General features: G+C 50.3%; 14 protein-coding genes. 11 read left to right on the top strand and 3 right to left on the bottom strand.

Annotated features, from left to right (window positions below; genetic code table 11):
• The first annotated feature begins 9 nt into the window (after window positions 1-9).
• From rlmD to queE, 6 genes are all read left to right on the top strand, one after another.
• Entirely contained in the window at window positions 10-1311 is a 1302-nt protein-coding gene (rlmD, locus tag RGV86_RS07815; protein WP_085461101.1) for a 23S rRNA (uracil(1939)-C(5))-methyltransferase RlmD, read from the top strand.
• Between the two features lie 47 nt (window positions 1312-1358).
• Entirely contained in the window at window positions 1359-3593 is a 2235-nt protein-coding gene (relA, locus tag RGV86_RS07810; RefSeq protein WP_085461100.1) for a GTP diphosphokinase, read from the top strand.
• Window positions 3594-3688: 95 nt separating this feature from the next.
• Complete coding sequence (mazG, locus tag RGV86_RS07805) at window positions 3689-4480, top strand: nucleoside triphosphate pyrophosphohydrolase (protein WP_001071625.1); 792 nt, start codon at window positions 3689-3691, stop codon at window positions 4478-4480.
• A 227-nt stretch (window positions 4481-4707) separates the two neighbouring features.
• On the top strand, window positions 4708-6345 hold the full coding sequence (gene pyrG, locus RGV86_RS07800; RefSeq protein ID WP_000210857.1) for a glutamine hydrolyzing CTP synthase: 1638 nt from the start codon (window positions 4708-4710) through the stop codon (window positions 6343-6345).
• A gap of 87 nt (window positions 6346-6432) precedes the next feature.
• The gene (eno, locus tag RGV86_RS07795; protein ID WP_000036723.1) at window positions 6433-7731 is read left to right on the top strand and encodes a phosphopyruvate hydratase; all 1299 of its coding nucleotides are present in this window, start codon (window positions 6433-6435) and stop codon (window positions 7729-7731) included.
• A 133-nt stretch (window positions 7732-7864) separates the two neighbouring features.
• Window positions 7865-8536: a 7-carboxy-7-deazaguanine synthase QueE gene (queE, locus tag RGV86_RS07790; protein WP_001199980.1), complete on the top strand. Its 672-nt coding sequence runs from the start codon at window positions 7865-7867 to the stop codon at window positions 8534-8536.
• Window positions 8537-9561: 1025 nt separating this feature from the next.
• Here the strand turns inward: queE and RGV86_RS07785 are convergent.
• Both RGV86_RS07785 and RGV86_RS07780 read right to left on the bottom strand, forming a co-directional pair.
• Window positions 9562-11040: an FGGY-family carbohydrate kinase gene (locus tag RGV86_RS07785; RefSeq protein WP_085461099.1), complete on the bottom strand. Its 1479-nt coding sequence runs from the start codon at window positions 11038-11040 to the stop codon at window positions 9562-9564.
• Between the two features lie 26 nt (window positions 11041-11066).
• Window positions 11067-12344 (bottom strand): MFS transporter, encoded by a 1278-nt coding sequence (locus RGV86_RS07780; protein WP_001164539.1) that lies wholly within the window; start codon window positions 12342-12344, stop codon window positions 11067-11069.
• Between the two features lie 318 nt (window positions 12345-12662).
• On the opposite strand from RGV86_RS07780, the gene RGV86_RS07775 reads away from it, so the two are divergent.
• From RGV86_RS07775 to RGV86_RS07755, 5 genes are all read left to right on the top strand, one after another.
• Window positions 12663-13448, top strand: coding sequence for an SDR family oxidoreductase (locus RGV86_RS07775; RefSeq protein ID WP_309508390.1), 786 nt, complete (start codon window positions 12663-12665; stop codon window positions 13446-13448).
• A 67-nt stretch (window positions 13449-13515) separates the two neighbouring features.
• Window positions 13516-14970 carry an FAD-binding oxidoreductase gene (locus RGV86_RS07770; protein ID WP_085461096.1) on the top strand — a complete coding sequence of 485 codons (1455 nt, stop codon included), beginning with the start codon at window positions 13516-13518 and terminating at the stop codon, window positions 14968-14970.
• Between the two features lie 93 nt (window positions 14971-15063).
• Window positions 15064-16401, top strand: a complete 1338-nt coding sequence (locus tag RGV86_RS07765) for an MFS transporter (protein ID WP_001098115.1) — start codon at window positions 15064-15066, stop codon at window positions 16399-16401.
• A complete protein-coding gene (locus RGV86_RS07760; RefSeq protein WP_085461095.1) occupies window positions 16379-17158 on the top strand; it encodes an adenine nucleotide alpha hydrolase family protein in 780 nt (259 codons plus the stop codon). The genes RGV86_RS07765 and RGV86_RS07760 overlap by 23 nt, the downstream gene beginning before the upstream one ends.
• A complete protein-coding gene (locus RGV86_RS07755; protein WP_309508391.1) occupies window positions 17155-18015 on the top strand; it encodes an electron transfer flavoprotein subunit alpha/FixB family protein in 861 nt (286 codons plus the stop codon). The genes RGV86_RS07760 and RGV86_RS07755 overlap by 4 nt, the downstream gene beginning before the upstream one ends.
• A 214-nt stretch (window positions 18016-18229) precedes the next feature.
• On the opposite strand, the gene RGV86_RS07750 is transcribed toward RGV86_RS07755, so the two are convergent.
• Window positions 18230-18805 (bottom strand): glycerol-3-phosphate responsive antiterminator, encoded by a 576-nt coding sequence (locus tag RGV86_RS07750; protein WP_001130277.1) that lies wholly within the window; start codon window positions 18803-18805, stop codon window positions 18230-18232.
• Window positions 18806-18810 lie beyond the last annotated feature (5 nt).

Raw genomic sequence — 18810 nt, 5'->3', positions numbered from 1 at the left:
GTCTCGCCAATGGCGCAATTCTACTCTGCAAAACGACGCACGACGACGCGTCAGATCATAACCGTTTCAGTCAACGACCTCGACTCTTTTGGTCAGGGCGTGGCGCGACATAACGGCAAAACGTTATTTATCCCCGGATTATTGCCGCAGGAAAACGCGGAAGTGACTGTTACTGAAGATAAAAAACAGTATGCCCGTGCTAAAGTCGTACGGCGGTTAAGCGACAGTCCGGAACGCGAAACGCCACGCTGCCCTCATTTTGGCGTATGCGGTGGCTGTCAGCAACAACACGCCAGCGTGGATTTACAGCAGCGAAGCAAAAGTGCGGCGCTCGCCCGGTTAATGAAACACGACGTCTCTGAAGTGATCGCCGACGTCCCCTGGGGCTATCGGCGTCGTGCGCGTTTAAGTCTGAACTATCAACCTAAAACACAACAACTCCAGATGGGATTTCGCAAAGCGGGTTCCAGTGACATTGTCGATGTTAAACAATGCCCTGTTTTAGTGCCCCAACTTGAAGCATTGCTGCCCAAAGTCAGAGCATGTCTGACGAGCTTACAGGGAATGCGCCACCTTGGGCATGTTGAACTGGTGCAGGCAACCAGCGGCACGCTGATAATTTTGCGCCATACCGCACCGCTAAGTTCGGCTGATCGCGAAAAACTGGAACGCTTTTCGCATTCTGAAGGCCTGGATCTGTATCTCGCCCCCGATAGTGAGATACTCGAAACGGTCTCTGGTGAGATGCCCTGGTATGACTCAAACGGGTTGCGCTTAACTTTTAGCCCGCGCGATTTTATTCAGGTCAACGCGGGCGTGAATCAGAAAATGGTGGCGCGCGCGCTGGAGTGGCTGGATGTGCAACCTGACGAGCGCGTGCTGGATCTGTTCTGCGGCATGGGCAATTTTACGCTGCCGTTAGCCACTCGTGCGGCAAACGTGGTGGGCGTAGAAGGTGTTCCGGCACTGGTGGAAAAAGGCCAGCAGAATGCGCGCCTTAATGGCTTACAAAATGTGACGTTTTATCACGAAAATCTTGAAGAAGATGTCACAAAGCAGCCGTGGGCGAAAAGCGGCTTCGATAAAGTGTTGCTGGACCCAGCGCGAGCAGGTGCCGCAGGTGTTATGCAACAAATTATAAAACTGGAACCCATTCGTATAGTTTATGTATCCTGTAACCCTGCAACGCTGGCTCGGGATAGCGAAGCGTTATTAAAAGCAGGATATACCATTGCGCGGCTGGCGATGCTGGATATGTTCCCACACACGGGACATCTGGAATCGATGGTACTTTTCTCGCGCGTAAAATAGTTACGATTTGCTGATTTCGGCAGGTCTGGTCCCTAAAGGAGAGGACGATGGTTGCGGTAAGAAGTGCACATATCAATAAGGCTGGTGAATTTGATCCGCAAAAATGGATCGCAAGTCTGGGTATTACCAGCCAGAAGTCGTGTGAGTGCTTAGCCGAAACCTGGGCGTATTGTCTGCAGCAGACGCAGGGGCATCCGGATGCCAGTCTGCTATTGTGGCGTGGTGTTGAGATGGTGGAGATCCTCTCGACATTAAGTATGGACATTGACACGCTGCGGGCGGCGCTGCTGTTCCCTCTGGCGGATGCCAACGTAGTCAGCGAAGATGTGCTGCGTGAGAGCGTCGGTAAGTCGGTCGTGAATCTCATTCACGGTGTGCGTGATATGGCGGCGATCCGCCAGCTGAAAGCGACGCACACCGATTCTGTTTCCTCTGAACAGGTCGATAACGTTCGCCGGATGTTATTGGCGATGGTCGATGATTTTCGCTGCGTGGTCATCAAACTGGCAGAGCGTATTGCTCATCTGCGCGAAGTAAAAGACGCGCCGGAAGATGAACGCGTACTGGCGGCAAAAGAGTGCACCAATATCTACGCGCCGCTGGCGAACCGTCTCGGGATCGGGCAACTGAAATGGGAGCTGGAAGATTACTGCTTCCGTTATCTCCACCCGACCGAATACAAACGCATTGCAAAACTGCTGCATGAACGCCGCCTCGACCGCGAACACTACATCGAAGAGTTTGTCGGTCATCTGCGCGCTGAGATGAAAGCTGAAGGCGTTAAAGCTGAAGTGTATGGTCGTCCGAAACACATCTACAGCATCTGGCGCAAAATGCAGAAAAAGAATCTCGCCTTTGATGAGCTGTTTGATGTGCGTGCAGTACGTATTGTCGCCGAGCGTTTACAGGACTGCTACGCCGCGTTGGGGATAGTGCACACTCACTATCGCCATCTGCCGGATGAGTTCGACGATTACGTCGCGAACCCGAAACCGAACGGTTATCAGTCTATTCACACCGTGGTGCTGGGGCCGGGCGGTAAAACCGTTGAGATCCAAATCCGCACCAAACAGATGCATGAAGATGCAGAACTGGGCGTTGCTGCGCACTGGAAATACAAAGAAGGCGCGGCTACTGGCGGCGCACGTTCGGGACATGAAGACCGGATTGCCTGGCTGCGTAAACTGATTGCGTGGCAGGAAGAGATGGCCGATTCCGGCGAAATGCTCGACGAAGTACGCAGCCAGGTCTTTGACGACCGGGTGTACGTCTTTACGCCGAAAGGTGATGTGGTTGATTTACCTGCGGGATCAACGCCGCTGGACTTCGCTTACCACATCCACAGTGATGTCGGACACCGCTGCATCGGGGCAAAAATTGGCGGGCGCATCGTGCCGTTCACCTACCAGTTGCAGATGGGCGACCAGATCGAAATTATCACCCAGAAACAGCCGAACCCCAGCCGTGACTGGTTAAACCCAAACCTCGGTTACGTCACAACCAGCCGTGGGCGTTCGAAAATTCACGCCTGGTTCCGTAAACAGGATCGTGACAAAAACATTCTGGCTGGGCGGCAAATCCTTGACGACGAGCTGGAACATCTGGGGATCAGCCTGAAAGAAGCAGAAAAACACCTGCTGCCGCGTTACAACTTCAATGATGTTGATGAGTTGCTGGCGGCGATTGGCGGCGGGGATATCCGTCTCAATCAGATGGTGAACTTCCTGCAATCGCAATTTAATAAGCCGAGTGCCGAAGAGCAGGACGCCGCCGCGCTGAAGCAGCTTCAGCAAAAAAGCTATACGCCGCAAAACCGCAGTAAAGATAACGGTCGCGTGGTGGTAGAAGGTGTCGGCAACCTGATGCACCACATCGCGCGCTGCTGCCAGCCGATTCCTGGGGATGAGATTGTCGGCTTTATTACCCAGGGACGTGGTATTTCAGTACACCGCGCCGATTGCGAACAACTGGCGGAACTGCGCTCTCATGCGCCGGAACGCATTGTTGACGCGGTATGGGGCGAAAGCTACTCCGCTGGGTATTCGCTGGTGGTTCGCGTAACGGCGAACGATCGTAGCGGTCTGTTGCGTGATATCACCACCATTCTCGCCAACGAGAAGGTGAACGTACTGGGCGTTGCCAGCCGTAGCGATACCAAACAGCAACTGGCGACCATCGACATGACCATTGAGATTTATAACCTGCAGGTGCTGGGGCGCGTGCTGGGTAAGCTCAATCAGGTGCCGGACGTTATCGACGCGCGTCGGTTGCACGGGAATTAATCTTACATAGCTGGATATGGCGTCAGCCGTATCCAGCGATATCTTTTACTCGAAGGTATTACACCTGACAGACCCGCAATTTTCAGGACATTCCAATGAATCAAATCGACCGTTTGCTCACTATTATGCAGCGTCTTCGCGACCCGGATAACGGCTGCCCGTGGGATAAAGAGCAGACATTCGCCTCTATTGCACCTTATACCCTTGAAGAAACCTACGAAGTGCTGGATGCCATTGCCCGCGAAGATTTTGACGATCTGCGTGGTGAACTCGGCGATCTGCTGTTCCAGGTGGTGTTTTACGCGCAAATGGCCCAGGAAGAAGGGCGCTTTGACTTTAATGATATTTGCGCTGCGATTAGCGATAAATTAGAGCGTCGCCATCCACATGTTTTTGCCGACAGTTCTGCCGAAAACAGCAGTGAAGTGCTTGCCCGTTGGGAGCAAATAAAAACTGAAGAACGCGCACAGAAAGCGCAGCATTCGGCGCTGGACGATATTCCTCGTAGTTTACCGGCCTTAATGCGTGCGCAAAAAATCCAGAAACGCTGCGCCAACGTTGGCTTCGACTGGACAACACTTGGCCCCGTGGTCGATAAAGTCTACGAAGAGATCGACGAGGTGATGTACGAGGCGCGGCAGGCTGTTGTCGACCAGGCTAAACTGGAGGAAGAAATGGGTGACCTGCTGTTTGCTACGGTCAACCTGGCTCGCCATTTAGGGACAAAAGCGGAAATTGCATTGCAAAAAGCAAACGAAAAATTCGAGCGTCGTTTTCGCGAAGTGGAGCGTATTGTTGCCGCGCGTGGACTGGAAATGACAGGTGTTGACCTCGAAACAATGGAAGAAGTCTGGCAACAGGTAAAACGGCAGGAAATTGATCTCTAAGGGAATTACGCGGTCAAGCGCGATTTGTGTCATTTTTTAAATGACAAGCGATTGATTTGCGTCAAAAACATTTACCCCAAAGGGGCTATTTTCTCACTCCTGATTTCAATAGTGCGCTGGCGAAGAGGAGGGATAATGAAAGTTTGTGGCACAGGTCATGTTCGGGTATACTGCTTTCCCGTCCTGGTTATTCCATCGTCTTTTCAACCTAACTTCTCAGGTTCAGCATGACAACGAACTATATTTTTGTGACCGGCGGGGTCGTATCCTCTCTGGGTAAAGGCATTGCCGCAGCCTCCCTCGCAGCCATTCTTGAAGCCCGTGGCCTCAATGTGACCATCATGAAACTGGATCCGTACATCAACGTCGATCCAGGTACTATGAGCCCAATCCAACACGGGGAAGTGTTCGTTACTGAAGACGGCGCTGAAACCGACCTGGACCTGGGGCACTACGAGCGTTTCATTCGTACCAAAATGAGCCGCCGTAACAACTTCACCACGGGTCGTATCTACTCTGACGTTCTGCGTAAAGAACGCCGTGGCGACTATCTCGGCGCAACCGTACAGGTTATCCCGCACATTACTAACGCTATCAAAGAACGCGTTCTTGCCGGTGGCGAAGGCCACGACGTGGTTCTGGTCGAAATCGGCGGTACTGTAGGTGATATTGAATCTCTGCCGTTCCTCGAAGCGATTCGCCAGTTGGCTGTTGAAATTGGCCGCGAACATACTCTGTTTATGCACCTGACGCTGGTGCCGTACATGGCAGCGTCTGGTGAAGTCAAAACTAAACCGACTCAGCACTCTGTAAAAGAGCTGCTCTCTATCGGTATCCAGCCTGATATCCTGATTTGTCGTTCAGATCGCGCCGTACCGGCAAACGAACGTGCGAAGATTGCATTGTTCTGTAATGTTCCGGAAAAAGCGGTTATTTCTCTGAAAGACGTCGATTCCATCTATAAAATTCCGGGCCTGTTGAAATCTCAGGGGCTGGACGATTATATTTGTAAACGATTCAGCTTGAACTGCCCGGAAGCGGATCTGTCCGAATGGGAACAGGTTATCTTTGAAGAAGCGAATCCGGTGAGTGAAGTCACCATCGGTATGGTCGGTAAGTACATCGAACTGCCGGACGCTTACAAATCCGTGATTGAAGCACTGAAACACGGTGGGCTGAAGAATCGTGTCAGCGTCAACATCAAACTGATCGATTCACAAGATGTTGAAACGCGCGGTGTTGAAATCCTTAAAGGTCTGGACGCGATCCTCGTACCTGGCGGTTTCGGCTATCGTGGCGTAGAAGGCATGATTACTACCGCACGCTTTGCGCGTGAGAACAATATTCCTTATCTGGGCATTTGCCTGGGTATGCAGGTGGCGTTAATTGATTACGCTCGACATGTTGCCAACATGGAGAACGCCAACTCTACGGAATTTGTGCCAGACTGTAAGTACCCGGTTGTGGCGCTGATTACCGAGTGGCGTGATGAAAACGGCAACGTTGAAGTTCGTAGCGAGAAGAGCGATCTCGGTGGCACCATGCGTCTCGGCGCACAGCAGTGCCAGTTGGTTGACGATAGCCTGGTTCGCCAGCTGTACAATGCGCCGACAATTGTTGAGCGTCATCGTCACCGTTACGAAGTCAACAACATGCTGTTGAAACAGATTGAAGATGCAGGTCTGCGCGTTGCGGGCCGTTCCGGGGATGATCAGTTGGTCGAGATCATCGAAGTTCCGAATCACCCGTGGTTCGTGGCTTGTCAGTTCCATCCGGAGTTTACTTCTACTCCACGTGATGGTCACCCGCTGTTTGCCGGCTTTGTGAAAGCCGCCAGCGAGTTCCAGAAACGTCAGGCGAAGTAAGTAAAAAAGTTAGAACGGCAACGCGTACCCAGGGTACGCGTTGTTTGTCTGGAGTTTTAGTTTAACTAGTGACTTGAGGAAACCCTAATGTCCAAAATCGTAAAAATCATCGGTCGTGAAATCATCGACTCCCGTGGTAACCCGACTGTTGAAGCCGAAGTACACCTGGAGGGTGGTTTCGTCGGTATGGCAGCTGCTCCGTCAGGTGCTTCTACTGGTTCCCGTGAAGCACTGGAACTGCGCGATGGCGACAAATCCCGTTTCCTGGGCAAAGGCGTAACCAAAGCTGTTGCTGCGGTAAACGGCCCGATCGCTCAGGCGCTGATTGGCAAAGATGCCAAAGATCAGGCTGGCATTGACAAGATCATGATCGACCTGGACGGCACTGAAAACAAATCCAAATTCGGCGCGAACGCAATCCTGGCTGTATCTCTGGCTAACGCCAAAGCTGCTGCAGCTGCTAAAGGTATGCCGCTGTACGAGCACATCGCTGAACTGAACGGCACTCCGGGCAAATACTCTATGCCGGTTCCGATGATGAACATCATCAACGGTGGTGAGCACGCTGACAACAACGTTGATATCCAGGAATTCATGATTCAGCCGGTTGGCGCGAAAACTGTGAAAGAAGCCATCCGCATGGGTTCTGAAGTTTTCCATCACCTGGCAAAAGTTCTGAAAGCGAAAGGCATGAACACTGCTGTTGGTGACGAAGGTGGCTATGCGCCGAACCTGGGTTCCAACGCTGAAGCTCTGGCTGTTATCGCTGAAGCTGTTAAAGCTGCTGGTTATGAACTGGGCAAAGACATCACTCTGGCGATGGACTGCGCAGCTTCTGAATTCTACAAAGACGGTAAATACGTTCTGGCTGGCGAAGGCAACAAAGCGTTCACCTCTGAAGAATTTACTCACTTCCTGGAAGAACTGACCAAACAGTACCCGATCGTTTCTATCGAAGACGGTCTGGACGAATCTGACTGGGACGGTTTCGCATACCAGACCAAAGTTCTGGGCGACAAAATCCAGCTGGTTGGTGACGACCTGTTCGTAACCAACACCAAGATCCTGAAAGAAGGTATCGAAAAAGGCATCGCTAACTCCATCCTGATCAAATTCAACCAGATCGGTTCTCTGACCGAAACTCTGGCTGCAATCAAGATGGCGAAAGACGCTGGCTACACTGCAGTTATCTCTCACCGTTCTGGTGAAACTGAAGACGCTACCATCGCTGACCTGGCTGTTGGTACTGCTGCAGGCCAGATCAAAACCGGTTCTATGAGCCGTTCTGACCGTGTTGCTAAATACAACCAGCTGATTCGTATTGAAGAAGCTCTGGGCGAAAAAGCACCGTACAACGGTCGTAAAGAGATCAAAGGCCAGGCATAAGTCTGACTTAGCATCTTAATAAAAAACCCGCTTCGGCGGGTTTTTTTACGTCCATTTATAGCACAGCCGCTGCGCATGACCGGGCGGGGGAAATCTGCAATAATTAACAATTATCCACTTTACAGAGAATGCTATGCAGTACCCGATTAACGAGATGTTCCAGACCCTGCAAGGTGAGGGTTACTTTACCGGCGTCCCCGCCATTTTTATTCGTTTACAGGGATGCCCGGTCGGCTGTGCCTGGTGTGATACCAAACACACATGGGAAAAACTTGAGGATCGGGAAGTTTCTCTTTTTAGCATTTTGGCGAAAACCAAAGAGAGTGATAAGTGGGGGGCTGCGAGCAGCGAAGATTTGTTAGCGGTCATAAGTCGTCAGGGGTATACCGCGCGTCACGTGGTGATTACTGGTGGTGAACCTTGCATTCATGATTTGCTGCCATTGACTGACCTGCTAGAAAAGAACGGTTTTAGCTGCCAGATCGAAACCAGCGGCACTCATGAGGTGCGTTGCACACCGAATACCTGGGTTACCGTGTCGCCAAAGCTGAACATGCGCGGCGGCTATGAAGTGTTGTCTCAGGCGCTGGAACGAGCTAATGAAATTAAACATCCGGTTGGACGCGTACGGGATATTGAAGCACTGGATGAATTGTTGGCGACGCTGACCGATGATAAACCGCGAGTCATTGCCCTTCAGCCGATTAGTCAGAAAGAAGATGCCACGCGTTTATGTATCGATACCTGCATTGCGCGGAACTGGCGTTTGTCGATGCAAACGCATAAATATTTGAATATTGCCTGACTAAACATTTATAAGCGTTATAAATGGGTGGAACCTGTAAAAGAATTCCACTCATTTATATTCTTTGTCGCCTCTGAAAAACCTCCATTTTGCCCATCCTGGACTAATCATTGCCATTCTCTACAAATTCTGTGGCGTTAATTTTTCGCTGGAGTGAAAATTATTGCGGTGAAGTTTGGCAGATTTTAGTTTTTATAGATTTATTTTAAATATTTAACTTTTCAGTCAATGGATTAAGTGCTCTTTAACATAGTAGATGTGTTGTTTGTGTGATCCTGTAAAGTTGGTAGATTGTGACTGGCTTAAAAAATCATTAATTAATAATAGGTTATGTTTAGAGAGTTCCCCGCGTCAGCGGGGATAAACCGGGGTCGAGCACAATCGCGCCGGGATGTGTGAAGAGTTCCCCGCGCCAGCGGGGATAAACCGTATCACCCGTCCTCTATTTCCCATATTATTTTTCGTTCCCTGTATCAGCAATAAATAACATATCTAGGTAGTTCAAAATAACTCTCTACCCCCGAGGATTTCACACTTATCAACACAAAAAACTCAATTTTAATTAAAGTGGCATTTGTATAATTACTTAAACCATTAAAACCTTCTACTATCTTGTTTCATTTTCAGCAATATATCTGGCTATTAATTAGTTTTTCAGAATAAAAGTAAAGAAGAGTTTGATTTTTGAACTTATTGTTCATTGATTAAGTAATGAATCAGTATAATTTGCGGTTGTTTTTTGAGGTTAATTAGTGATTTTGCATAACCCATTTTATGCACTATTGATGAATAGTTCTTATGGATAAAGATATCCAGTTCATACTTTAAGTGAGAATTGATAAAGTACGATTCGCGTTGTTCTTTATTCTAAGGATATCGATTGCAGTTAATATTCCTTGTAAAAACAGGGATAAACCGGACTTGTTCTCATTTTTTAAGTTGCCGAACTTATGTTCCCCGCGTCAGCGGGGATAAACCTTTCAGTAGGGTTCAGCCCGGGCAGTTTCCCGCCCGGTCTTCCTTACTTACGCATTCGACCAGCTCTGGATCGAATCCGCACTCCCCAGCTCACCATGCATAACTTCATACGATTTTTTCAAAATCACATCAGTGTGTTTGGTTAGGTCTTTGAAAATGCCTTTATTCATCGCGTCGTAGCGTTTGGCATTGCACTCAACAGGCATAAAGATATCTTTCACGCGAACCATTTTGTCGACTGCCGTTGCGTAATCCGGATACAGACCCAGACCTACCGCCGTATTGATTGCTGCTCCCAAACTTGCACAGCCGTTAATGGCGTTACGCCGTGCCGGAAGGTTGAACACGTCGGCAAAAATTTGCATAAACAGATCGCTGTTCGAACCGCCGCCAGTAATGATCACATGTTTGGCAAATTGATTCATTTCATTACACATATTGTCGTAATTATTCTTCAGCGTCAGCGCCACGCTTTCCAGAATCGAACGATATATCCATGCGTAGTCCATGCTGGAATCAAAGCCGATCATAATCCCGCGTTTATACGGTTCCCACGGGTTGGTCAGCCAGTCCAGCACCGTCATCAGTCCGTTACAACCCGGTGGTACGCAAGACGCCTTTTTGTTGAGCAAATCCTCCGGCGACAGATTCTGCGCTTTGGCATCCTGAATTAACGACTCGCCCAACATGTCGCGTAGCCAGCTCACCGTCCACATACCTTTGCGAATACCGTAACCTTCATACAGCAACGTTTGCGGAATAGAAGACATAATCGGCCAGTACGCTACCGGATCTTTCGGCAGTACTTTGCCGTTCATCATCAACGCAATGTAGGTGCCTAATGAAATCACTGCCGTTTCATCGTCCAGTAACCCGGCACCTAGTGCTTCTACCGGTTTATCACTGGTGGTACACACCACCGGCAGCCCGGCCGGGAAATGTGTCGCCAGTGCAGCTTGTGGTGTTATATGCCCAAGCACGGTGCCCGGCATTTGCACATCAAACAGCATTTGGCGAGGGATATTAAACTTCTCCATCACTGCGGCATCTTCGCCCCATGCCCAGGTTTTATAATCCACTGGCCACTGACCAAAATAGTTAGCGATATTGTCTTTAAACTCGCCCGTTAAACGGTGCGTCAGGTAGCCCGAAAAAGAGGTGACATACGCCACGTCAGGATTAGTGTGTTCGTAGGGACGCGTTACGCGTGCATCCTGCCAGCTAATCAACGGCGCGGCTGGCGTACCATCGGCTTTCAATAACGCACGGCAGCAACGGATTGATCCCAGACCAATGCCAACAATATCTTCTTTATTTCCGGCAAACTGGCTCATCAAATCGTGACCGGCAAAACATAATGATGCCCATAAATCATCGTCAGGATGTTCTGCGGTATCGGCATCCGGCGTGTGCATCGGCTGTAATAAGCCTTTGCCTTCGCAAACCACGTTACCTTCCAGATCGTACATCACCACTTTTGTGCTCTGACTTCCGCCATCAATCCCTATGATGTATTTTTTCGACATGATTTTTCTCCTGTAATTTTTCTGGCTTACTTGCTGTTAGCCATTGCGGGGGCGCTATCAGCAGTACGAATTTTTTGGAACAGCAAAAAGGTAAAGACGATCACCATGCCAAGCGCCGCCATGCCCATCAGCCACATGTTGCGGTAGGCTTCTGCTGCGGGCAGAGTGTCTTGCCAGTGGCCGATAATTGGGTAAACGAAGACATCCGGCAGGAATCCAATCACTGAACAAATTCCTACCGTGGTGCCCATAATGTAAGACGGCGTTCTCGCTTCGCCGGGGCAGGCCCAGTACAACCCACGTGAGGCGTAGCAGGTGAATCCCAGCAGTAAAATCAGGCCAATCCCCATCGCGACCGATTGCGGGTTAGAGTTGGTGACGAGCAGGGCAGTCAGCGCCAGTAAACCGATTACGGAAAGGATTTGGATCACGCGGGTAGGAGATTTCACTTTGCTGTAGGTGGTGATAATGCCGCCAAGCGGACCGCACAGCGCGCGGAAGATTTTGTTGATCACAATCCCCATGTAGCTCGCCGCCACCAGCGACATGCCGTACATTTCGGTCAGATAGTTGGTGGAGTAACTCAGAATGGCGTAGATGGTGAAGACGCCAAAAATCACCATGCTGCAATACCAGGTTGTGCTGATGCGCAAAACGGCCAGGATGTCGCTAAGCTGGAATGACTGTTTTTCTTCGTTATTGGTACTACGCAGGCTATTGTTATCACTAACAAAAAACCAGCACAAGATGCCCAGCAGAATGTAAACCACACTGTAGATGATAATGACCGTTTTCAGGCTGGCACTGTCATCCGGTGCGAAGCGGGAAAAGACCCACATGGTAAACACCGCCAGCGACATTACGCCGACGCCGCGCAGCCCTTCCATCCAGCCCATGATCTTCCCTTGCTCGCTATGATCGCCAAGCAATGAGGCGGCTTTTATCGATACCGACCACAGCATTAAAATCGTCGTTATCGCAAACGCGACCTGGATACAAAGCATTACCCATAATGGTGGATATGTTGCCATTATCAGGCCTAATAATCCGGTAATGATCATCGCGGAAGTAATCATTTTGCGGTGTGAAAATTTATCGGCAATAACGCCGCTGGGGGCATAAAGAATAATAGCCGCAATACCAAAGGTACTCATTATTAAACCTATCTCGGTATTGCTGAATCCCATAAATTTTGCCATGGGAATTTGGTAAATATAACGTAAATAAGCCAGATCGAAACTAACGCCGCCGCTAAAACTGATTATCGCGAGGGTTATCCAACGGCGATATGAGTTGTGTTGCATATCGTATTCCCATTTGTAATAGACAAAAAAAAGAGAAAAGTAAGCCGCCCTTTCAGGAGGATTACTTTTCTCAGGTCTCTAGTAATTGCGATAAGAAATAACATGGAAAGCAGAGGTGTTGTGTGAGAGTAATCACGATTCTACTTTTTAAAAACATTTGACAATACAAATAGCACACTGTGATTATGATCACATAAGCGATTATGTCCTTATGCTAAAAATTATTCCCAGTTACCAGAGATAATGAGAAAGGTAACTTCCCTCTCGCGGGGGAAGTTACCTTTCTTTTTTTTTGCCTTACGGAAATTGGAGCTAACTATGTCAATCGAATCTCTCAATGCGTTCTCAATGGATTTTTTCTCCCTGAAAGGTAAAACGGCAATTGTTACCGGCGGGAATAGCGGGTTAGGCCAGGCATTTGCGATGGCACTGGCAAAAGCAGGTGCAAATATCTTTATTCCAAGCTTCGTCAAAGATAATGGCGAAACGAAGGAAATTATTGAAAAACAGGGCGTTGAAGTTGATTTTATGCAGGTGGATATCACCGCAGAAGGCGCGCCACAGAAGATCATCGCCGCCTGTTGTGAGCGTTTTGGCACCGTCGATATTCTGGTCAATAACGCAGGTATTTGTAAGCTGAATAAGGTGCTGGACTTCGGTCGTGCTGACTGGGTCCCGATGATTGATGTGAACCTGACAGCCGCTTTTGAGCTGAGTTACGAAGCGGCAAAAATTATGATCCCGCAAAAAAGCGGTAAAATCATTAATATCTGTTCATTGTTTTCTTACCTGGGCGGGCAATGGTCTCCAGCATATTCTGCCACTAAACACGCCCTTGCCGGATTCACCAAAGCTTATTGTGATGAACTAGGTCAATATAATATTCAGGTAAATGGTATTGCCCCTGGCTATTATGCAACAGATATTACGCTGGCGACACGCAGTAATCCAGAAACTAATCAGCGTGTTCTTGACCATATTCCGGCAAACCGTTGGGGTGATACTCAGGATTTAATGGGGGCAGCAATATTCCTCGCAAGTCCGGCTTCAAACTATATTAATGGTCATTTGCTGGTTGTTGATGGCGGTTATTTAGTGCGCTAATCCATAACGGTGGTTTCTGTTTTTTTATTAATGACTATTCCATTTTTATTATCAGGAAGGAATTATTATGTCTTTATCTCGCGCAGCGATTGTCGACCAGCTAAAGGAAATTGTTGGTGCAGATCGCGTTATTACCGATGAAACTGTATTAAAGAAAAACAGCATTGACCGTTTTCGTAAATTTCCGGATATTCATGGTATTTATACTTTGCCTATTCCGGCAGCGGTCGTAAAACTCGGTTCCACAGAACAAGTATCCCGTGTGCTGAATTTTATGAATGCGCACAAAATTAACGGTGTGCCGCGTACCGGCGCTTCCGCCACCGAAGGTGGACTGGAAACCGTAGTGGAAAACTCGGTGGTGCTCGATGGCTCCGCCATGAATCAAATCATTAATATTGATATTGAGAATATGCAGGCGACGGCGCAATGTGGCGTTCCGCTGGAAGTGCTGGAAAACGCGTTGCGTGAAAAAGGCTACACCACGGGGCATTCTCCGCAGTCAAAACCGCTGGCACAGATGGGCGGCCTGGTGGCGACTCGCAGTATCGGACAGTTCTCCACACTCTACGGCGCTATTGAGGATATGGTCGTTGGTCTGGAAGCGGTACTGGCAGATGGCACCGTGACACGCATTAAAAACGTGCCACGCCGCGCGGCTGGCCCGGACATTCGTCACATCATCATCGGCAACGAAGGCGCACTGTGCTATATCACTGAAGTGACAGTGAAAATCTTCAAATTCACGCCAGAAAACAACCTCTTCTACGGCTATATCCTGGAAGACATGAAAACCGGCTTCGACATCCTGCGCGAAATCATGGTGGAAGGGTATCGCCCGTCGATTGCTCGTTTGTATGACGCTGAAGATGGTACGCAGCACTTCACGCATTTTGCCGACGGAAAATGTGTGCTGATCTTTATGGCTGAAGGCAATCCGCGCATCGCACAGGCCACAGGCGAAGGGATTGCGGAAATCGTTGCCCGCTACCCGCAATGCCGGCGCGTGGACAGCAAGCTGATCGAAACCTGGTTTAATCACCTGAACTGGGGACCGGATAAAGTGGCTGCCGAACGTGTGCAGATCCTCAAAACTGGCAACATGGGCTTTACCACCGAAGTGTCCGGCTGCTGGAGCTGCATTCACGAAATTTACGAAAGCGTCATCAACCGTATTCGTACCGAGTTCCCACACGCCGACGACATCACCATGCTGGGCGGTCACTCCTCTCACAGCTACCAGAACGGCACCAACATGTACTTCGTTTACGACTACAACGTTGTTGACTGTAAGCCGGAAGAGGAAATCGACAAGTACCATAATCCGCTCAACAAAATTATCTGCGAAGAAACCATTCGCCTCGGTGGTTCGATGGTGCACCACCACGGTATCGGTAAACATCGCGTTCACTGGAGCAAACTGGAACACGGCAGCGCGTGGGCATTGCTGGAAGGACTGAAAAAGCAGTTCGATCCTAACGGCATTATGAACACGGGTACTATCTATCCGATTGAAAAATAATATTCCAGGCAGCGTCCCGCGATGACGGGTCGTTGCCTTTTCGGCTTCTCAACCGGGAAGCCGTTCTTATTACCGGACAATGAAGGGGTAAAGATGAACACTTCACCGGTGCGAATGGATGATTTACCACTTAACCGTTTTCACTGTCGAATTGCTGCGCTCACTTTCGGCGCGCACCTGACCGACGGTTATGTTCTTGGCGTCATTGGTTACGCCATCATTCAGCTTACGCCTGTCATGCAACTGACGCCGTTTATGGCGGGAATGATCGGCGGCTCGGCGCTGCTTGGCCTGTTTATCGGCAGCCTGGTTCTGGGCTGGATCTCCGACCATATTGGCCGGCAAAAAATATTCACTTTCAGCTTCTTGCTGATTACGCTCGCTTCGTTTTTACAATATTTTGCCACTACGCCAGAGCATCTTATTGGGCTGCGCATTTTGATCGGCATTGGTCTGGGAGGCGACTATTCAGTAGGCCACACGTTGCTGGCAGAATTTTCCCCGCGCCGCCATCGCGGTATTTTGCTGGGGGCGTTCAGCGTGGTATGGACGGTGGGCTACGTGCTGGCAAGTCTTGCCGGACATCACTTTATTAGCGAAAGCCCGGAAGCCTGGCGCTGGCTGCTGGCTTCTGCGGCGTTGCCAGCCTTGCTGATTACGCTTTTACGCTGGGGAACGCCGGAATCGCCGCGCTGGTTGCTGCGTCAGGGACGTTTTGCAGAAGCTCACGCTATCGTACATCGCTATTTTGGTTCCCATGTTTTACTGGGCGATGAAGTCGCAACGGCGACCCATAAACACATCAGAACTTTGTTCTCTTCGCGCTACTGGCGACGCACGGTGTTTAACAGCGTGTTCTTTGTCTGCCTCGTGATCCCGTGGTTTGTGATTTACACCTGGCTGCCGACTATCGCCCAGACTATTGGTCTGGAAGATGCGCTGACTGCCAGCTTGATGCTCAATGCGTTGTTAATTGTTGGCGCGATATTAGGTTTATTCCTGACCCACCTGCTGGCACATCGAAAATTTTTACTTGGCAGTTTTCTGCTGCTGGCGGTTACGTTGATGGTGATGGCCTGTTTGCCTTCTGGCAGTTCGCTAACGTTGCTGCTTTTTGTCCTCTTCAGTACCACCATTTCGGCAGTCAGTAACCTGGTGGGCATTTTGCCTGCGGAAAGTTTTCCTACTGACATTCGCTCGTTGGGCGTTGGTTTTGCCACCGCCATGAGCCGACTTGGCGCGGCGGTAAGTACTGGCCTGCTGCCGTGGATTCTGGCGCAGTGGGGAATGCAGGTCACCTTATTGCTCCTGGCGGCAGTGTTATTGATTGGTTTTATCGTGACCTGGCTTTGGGCGCCAGAAACCAAAGCACTCCCGCTGGTGGCGGCGGGAAATGTTGGAGGTGCAAATGAACATTCTGTTAGCGTTTAAAGCTGAACCGGATGCCGGAATGTTAGCGGAAAAAGAGTGGCAGGCGGCGGCTCAGGGGCATAGTGGGCCGGATGTTTCGTTGCTGCGAAGTTTACTCGGCGCTGATGAACAGGCCGCTGCCGCGCTACTGTTGGCGCAGAGAAAAAGTGGCACGCCGATGACTTTAACCGCGTTGAGCATGGGCGATGAACGGGCGTTGCACTGGCTGCGCTATCTCACTGCTCTTGGGTTTGAGGAAGCTGTATTACTGGAGACGACGGCAATACTGCGTTTTGCCCCGGAATTTGTCGCTCGCCATATTGCCGAATGGCAGCGCCTGAATCCGATGGATTTGATTATTACCGGCTGCCAAAGCAGCGAAGGTCAGAACGGGCAAACGCCGTTTTTGCTGGCGGAAATACTGGCCTGGCCCTGTTTCACGCAGGTGGAGCGTTTTACTCTCGACGCGCCGTTTATCACTTTCGAACAGCGTACTGAAAACGGGCTGCGTTGTTGCCGTGTCCGCTTACCTGCGGTGATTGCCGTGCGTCAGTGTGGCGAAGTGGCCTTGCCTGTACCGGGGATGCGCCAGCGTATGGCGGCGGGGAAAGCGGAGATTACCCGCGAAACTCTTGTCGCAGAAGCGCCAGCGATACAGTGCCTGCAACTGGAAAGACCGGAGCAACGGCGCGGTGCGACGCTGGTTAATGGGCAAACAGCTAAAGAAAAAGCACAAATACTGTGGCGGGATTATTTGTGCCAGAGGATGCAGCCATGAATATCGCCATCGTGACAATCAATCAGGATCATTCCGCAATGGCAGGCTGGCTGGCAGAACAGGATTTCAGCGGTTGTACACTGACGCACTGGCGAATTGAACCTCAGCCCGTAGTGGCGGAACAAGTGCTGGATGCGCTGGTGGAACAGTGGCAGCGAACGCCTGCGGAAGTTGTTCTCTTTCCGTCGGGCGCGTTTGGCGATGAACTGGCTACCCGGCTGGCCTGGCGTGTACATGGTGCCAGTATCTGCCAGGTAACTTCGTTAGATATTCCAACCGTAAGCGTGCGCAAATCCCACTGGGGAAATGTGCTGACGGCGACGCTGCAAACAGAAAAACGTCCGCTATGTCTTTCTCTGGCGCGCCAGGCTGGAGCAGCGAAAAACGCTATGCTGCCATCCGGTATGCAGCAACTAAACATTGTCCCCGGCGCACTTCCAGAGTGGTTTGTTAGCATCGAAAACCTGAAAAATACTACCCGTGACCCATTAGTAGAAGCCAGACGGGTGTTGGTGGTGGGGCAGGGTGGCGAGGCTGATAGCCATGAAATCGCTATGCTGGCTGAAAAGCTGGGCGCCGAAGTGGGCTACAGTCGGGCGCGAGTGATGAACGGTGGTTTTGATGCGGAAAAAGTGATTGGAATTTCCGGGCATTTGCTGGCGCCAGAGATTTGCATTGTTGCCGGGGCGTCCGGCGCGGCAGCGTTAATGGCAGGCGTGCGTAATAGCCAGTTTGTGGTGGCTGTGAATCATGACGCCAGCGCGGCGGTATTTTCACAGGCAGATGTTGGCGTGGTAGATGACTGGAAAGCGGTACTGGAGGCGCTGGTGACAAATATTCGCGCAGAATGCCAATAACGTACTGCCGGATGCGGTTCTGGGGCAGGGACTTGTAGGCCTGATAGGACGCGTTAGCGTCGCATCAGGCATCGCTTGTCGGATGCGGCGCAAACGCCTTATCCGACCTACATTGGTGGTTCCCGTAGGCCTGATAAGACGCGTTAGCGTCGCATCAGGCGCCGAATGCCGGATGTGGCCTATAAACCACACAAATTCCGTTACGATAATCCCGTTAAAGCAATTTTTTCGCTAACGTCCAGACGCTGGTATTGGTGGTCGAAAGCGCCACCACACCGGCGTCAATTGCATTGCGCGCATCTTCTTCATCGCACACCAGTCCGCCTGCAATCAGCGGCTGGCGGATTTTCTCCGTCACCCAGCCCAGTACTTTGGGCATACAGCCAGGCAGGATCTCAATGCAATCAGGGTTCGATTGCGCAACCTGCTTATCAATATTGTGAAACGAAATCGAATCGACAATAAACAGGCGATGAATACAGAAAAAACCTTCCGCTCTTGCCGCTTTCAGCATTGAGGCTTTGGTACTGATAATACCGTCCGCCTCGGTCACCAGTTTCAGAAACTGAATGACGACCTCTTTATTTGACGCTCCTTCCAGCAAATCGACATGAATAAAGGCATATTTCCCGGCGTTTTTAATCTTTTTGACGATTTGACTGATGGTGCAGATATTGCCGTACAACACGGAAATAAACTGGCATTCAGAATCAATGGCCAGTTGCAGACTGGCATTATCTTTAACGGCAGCAATCACCGGATTCTGGCGGAGCAGGTGTAAGAGGGGCATAAATT

Origin of the sequence: Escherichia ruysiae, assembly GCF_031323975.1 — a bacterium.
GTDB lineage: Bacteria > Pseudomonadota > Gammaproteobacteria > Enterobacterales > Enterobacteriaceae > Escherichia > Escherichia ruysiae.
The sequence above is the reverse complement of the archived record's forward strand: the minus strand, read 5'-3'. Positions and strand labels throughout refer to the sequence as shown.

Excerpts from the sequence above, each read along its gene's own strand:
- pyrG (WP_000210857.1), top strand. The coding sequence starts at position 4,708 with ATGACAACGAACTATATTTTTGTGACCGGCGGGGTCGTATCCTCTCTG.
- relA (WP_085461100.1), top strand. The coding sequence starts at position 1,359 with ATGGTTGCGGTAAGAAGTGCACATATCAATAAGGCTGGTGAATTTGAT.
- eno (WP_000036723.1), top strand. The coding sequence starts at position 6,433 with ATGTCCAAAATCGTAAAAATCATCGGTCGTGAAATCATCGACTCCCGT.
- RGV86_RS07770 (WP_085461096.1), top strand. The coding sequence starts at position 13,516 with ATGTCTTTATCTCGCGCAGCGATTGTCGACCAGCTAAAGGAAATTGTT.
- mazG (WP_001071625.1), top strand. The coding sequence starts at position 3,689 with ATGAATCAAATCGACCGTTTGCTCACTATTATGCAGCGTCTTCGCGAC.
- RGV86_RS07780 (WP_001164539.1), bottom strand. The coding sequence starts at position 12,344 with ATGCAACACAACTCATATCGCCGTTGGATAACCCTCGCGATAATCAGT.
- RGV86_RS07785 (WP_085461099.1), bottom strand. The coding sequence starts at position 11,040 with ATGTCGAAAAAATACATCATAGGGATTGATGGCGGAAGTCAGAGCACA.
- RGV86_RS07750 (WP_001130277.1), bottom strand. The coding sequence starts at position 18,805 with ATGCCCCTCTTACACCTGCTCCGCCAGAATCCGGTGATTGCTGCCGTT.
- RGV86_RS07775 (WP_309508390.1), top strand. The coding sequence starts at position 12,663 with ATGTCAATCGAATCTCTCAATGCGTTCTCAATGGATTTTTTCTCCCTG.
- RGV86_RS07760 (WP_085461095.1), top strand. The coding sequence starts at position 16,379 with ATGAACATTCTGTTAGCGTTTAAAGCTGAACCGGATGCCGGAATGTTA.
- rlmD (WP_085461101.1), top strand. The coding sequence starts at position 10 with ATGGCGCAATTCTACTCTGCAAAACGACGCACGACGACGCGTCAGATC.
- RGV86_RS07755 (WP_309508391.1), top strand. The coding sequence starts at position 17,155 with ATGAATATCGCCATCGTGACAATCAATCAGGATCATTCCGCAATGGCA.
- queE (WP_001199980.1), top strand. The coding sequence starts at position 7,865 with ATGCAGTACCCGATTAACGAGATGTTCCAGACCCTGCAAGGTGAGGGT.
- RGV86_RS07765 (WP_001098115.1), top strand. The coding sequence starts at position 15,064 with ATGAACACTTCACCGGTGCGAATGGATGATTTACCACTTAACCGTTTT.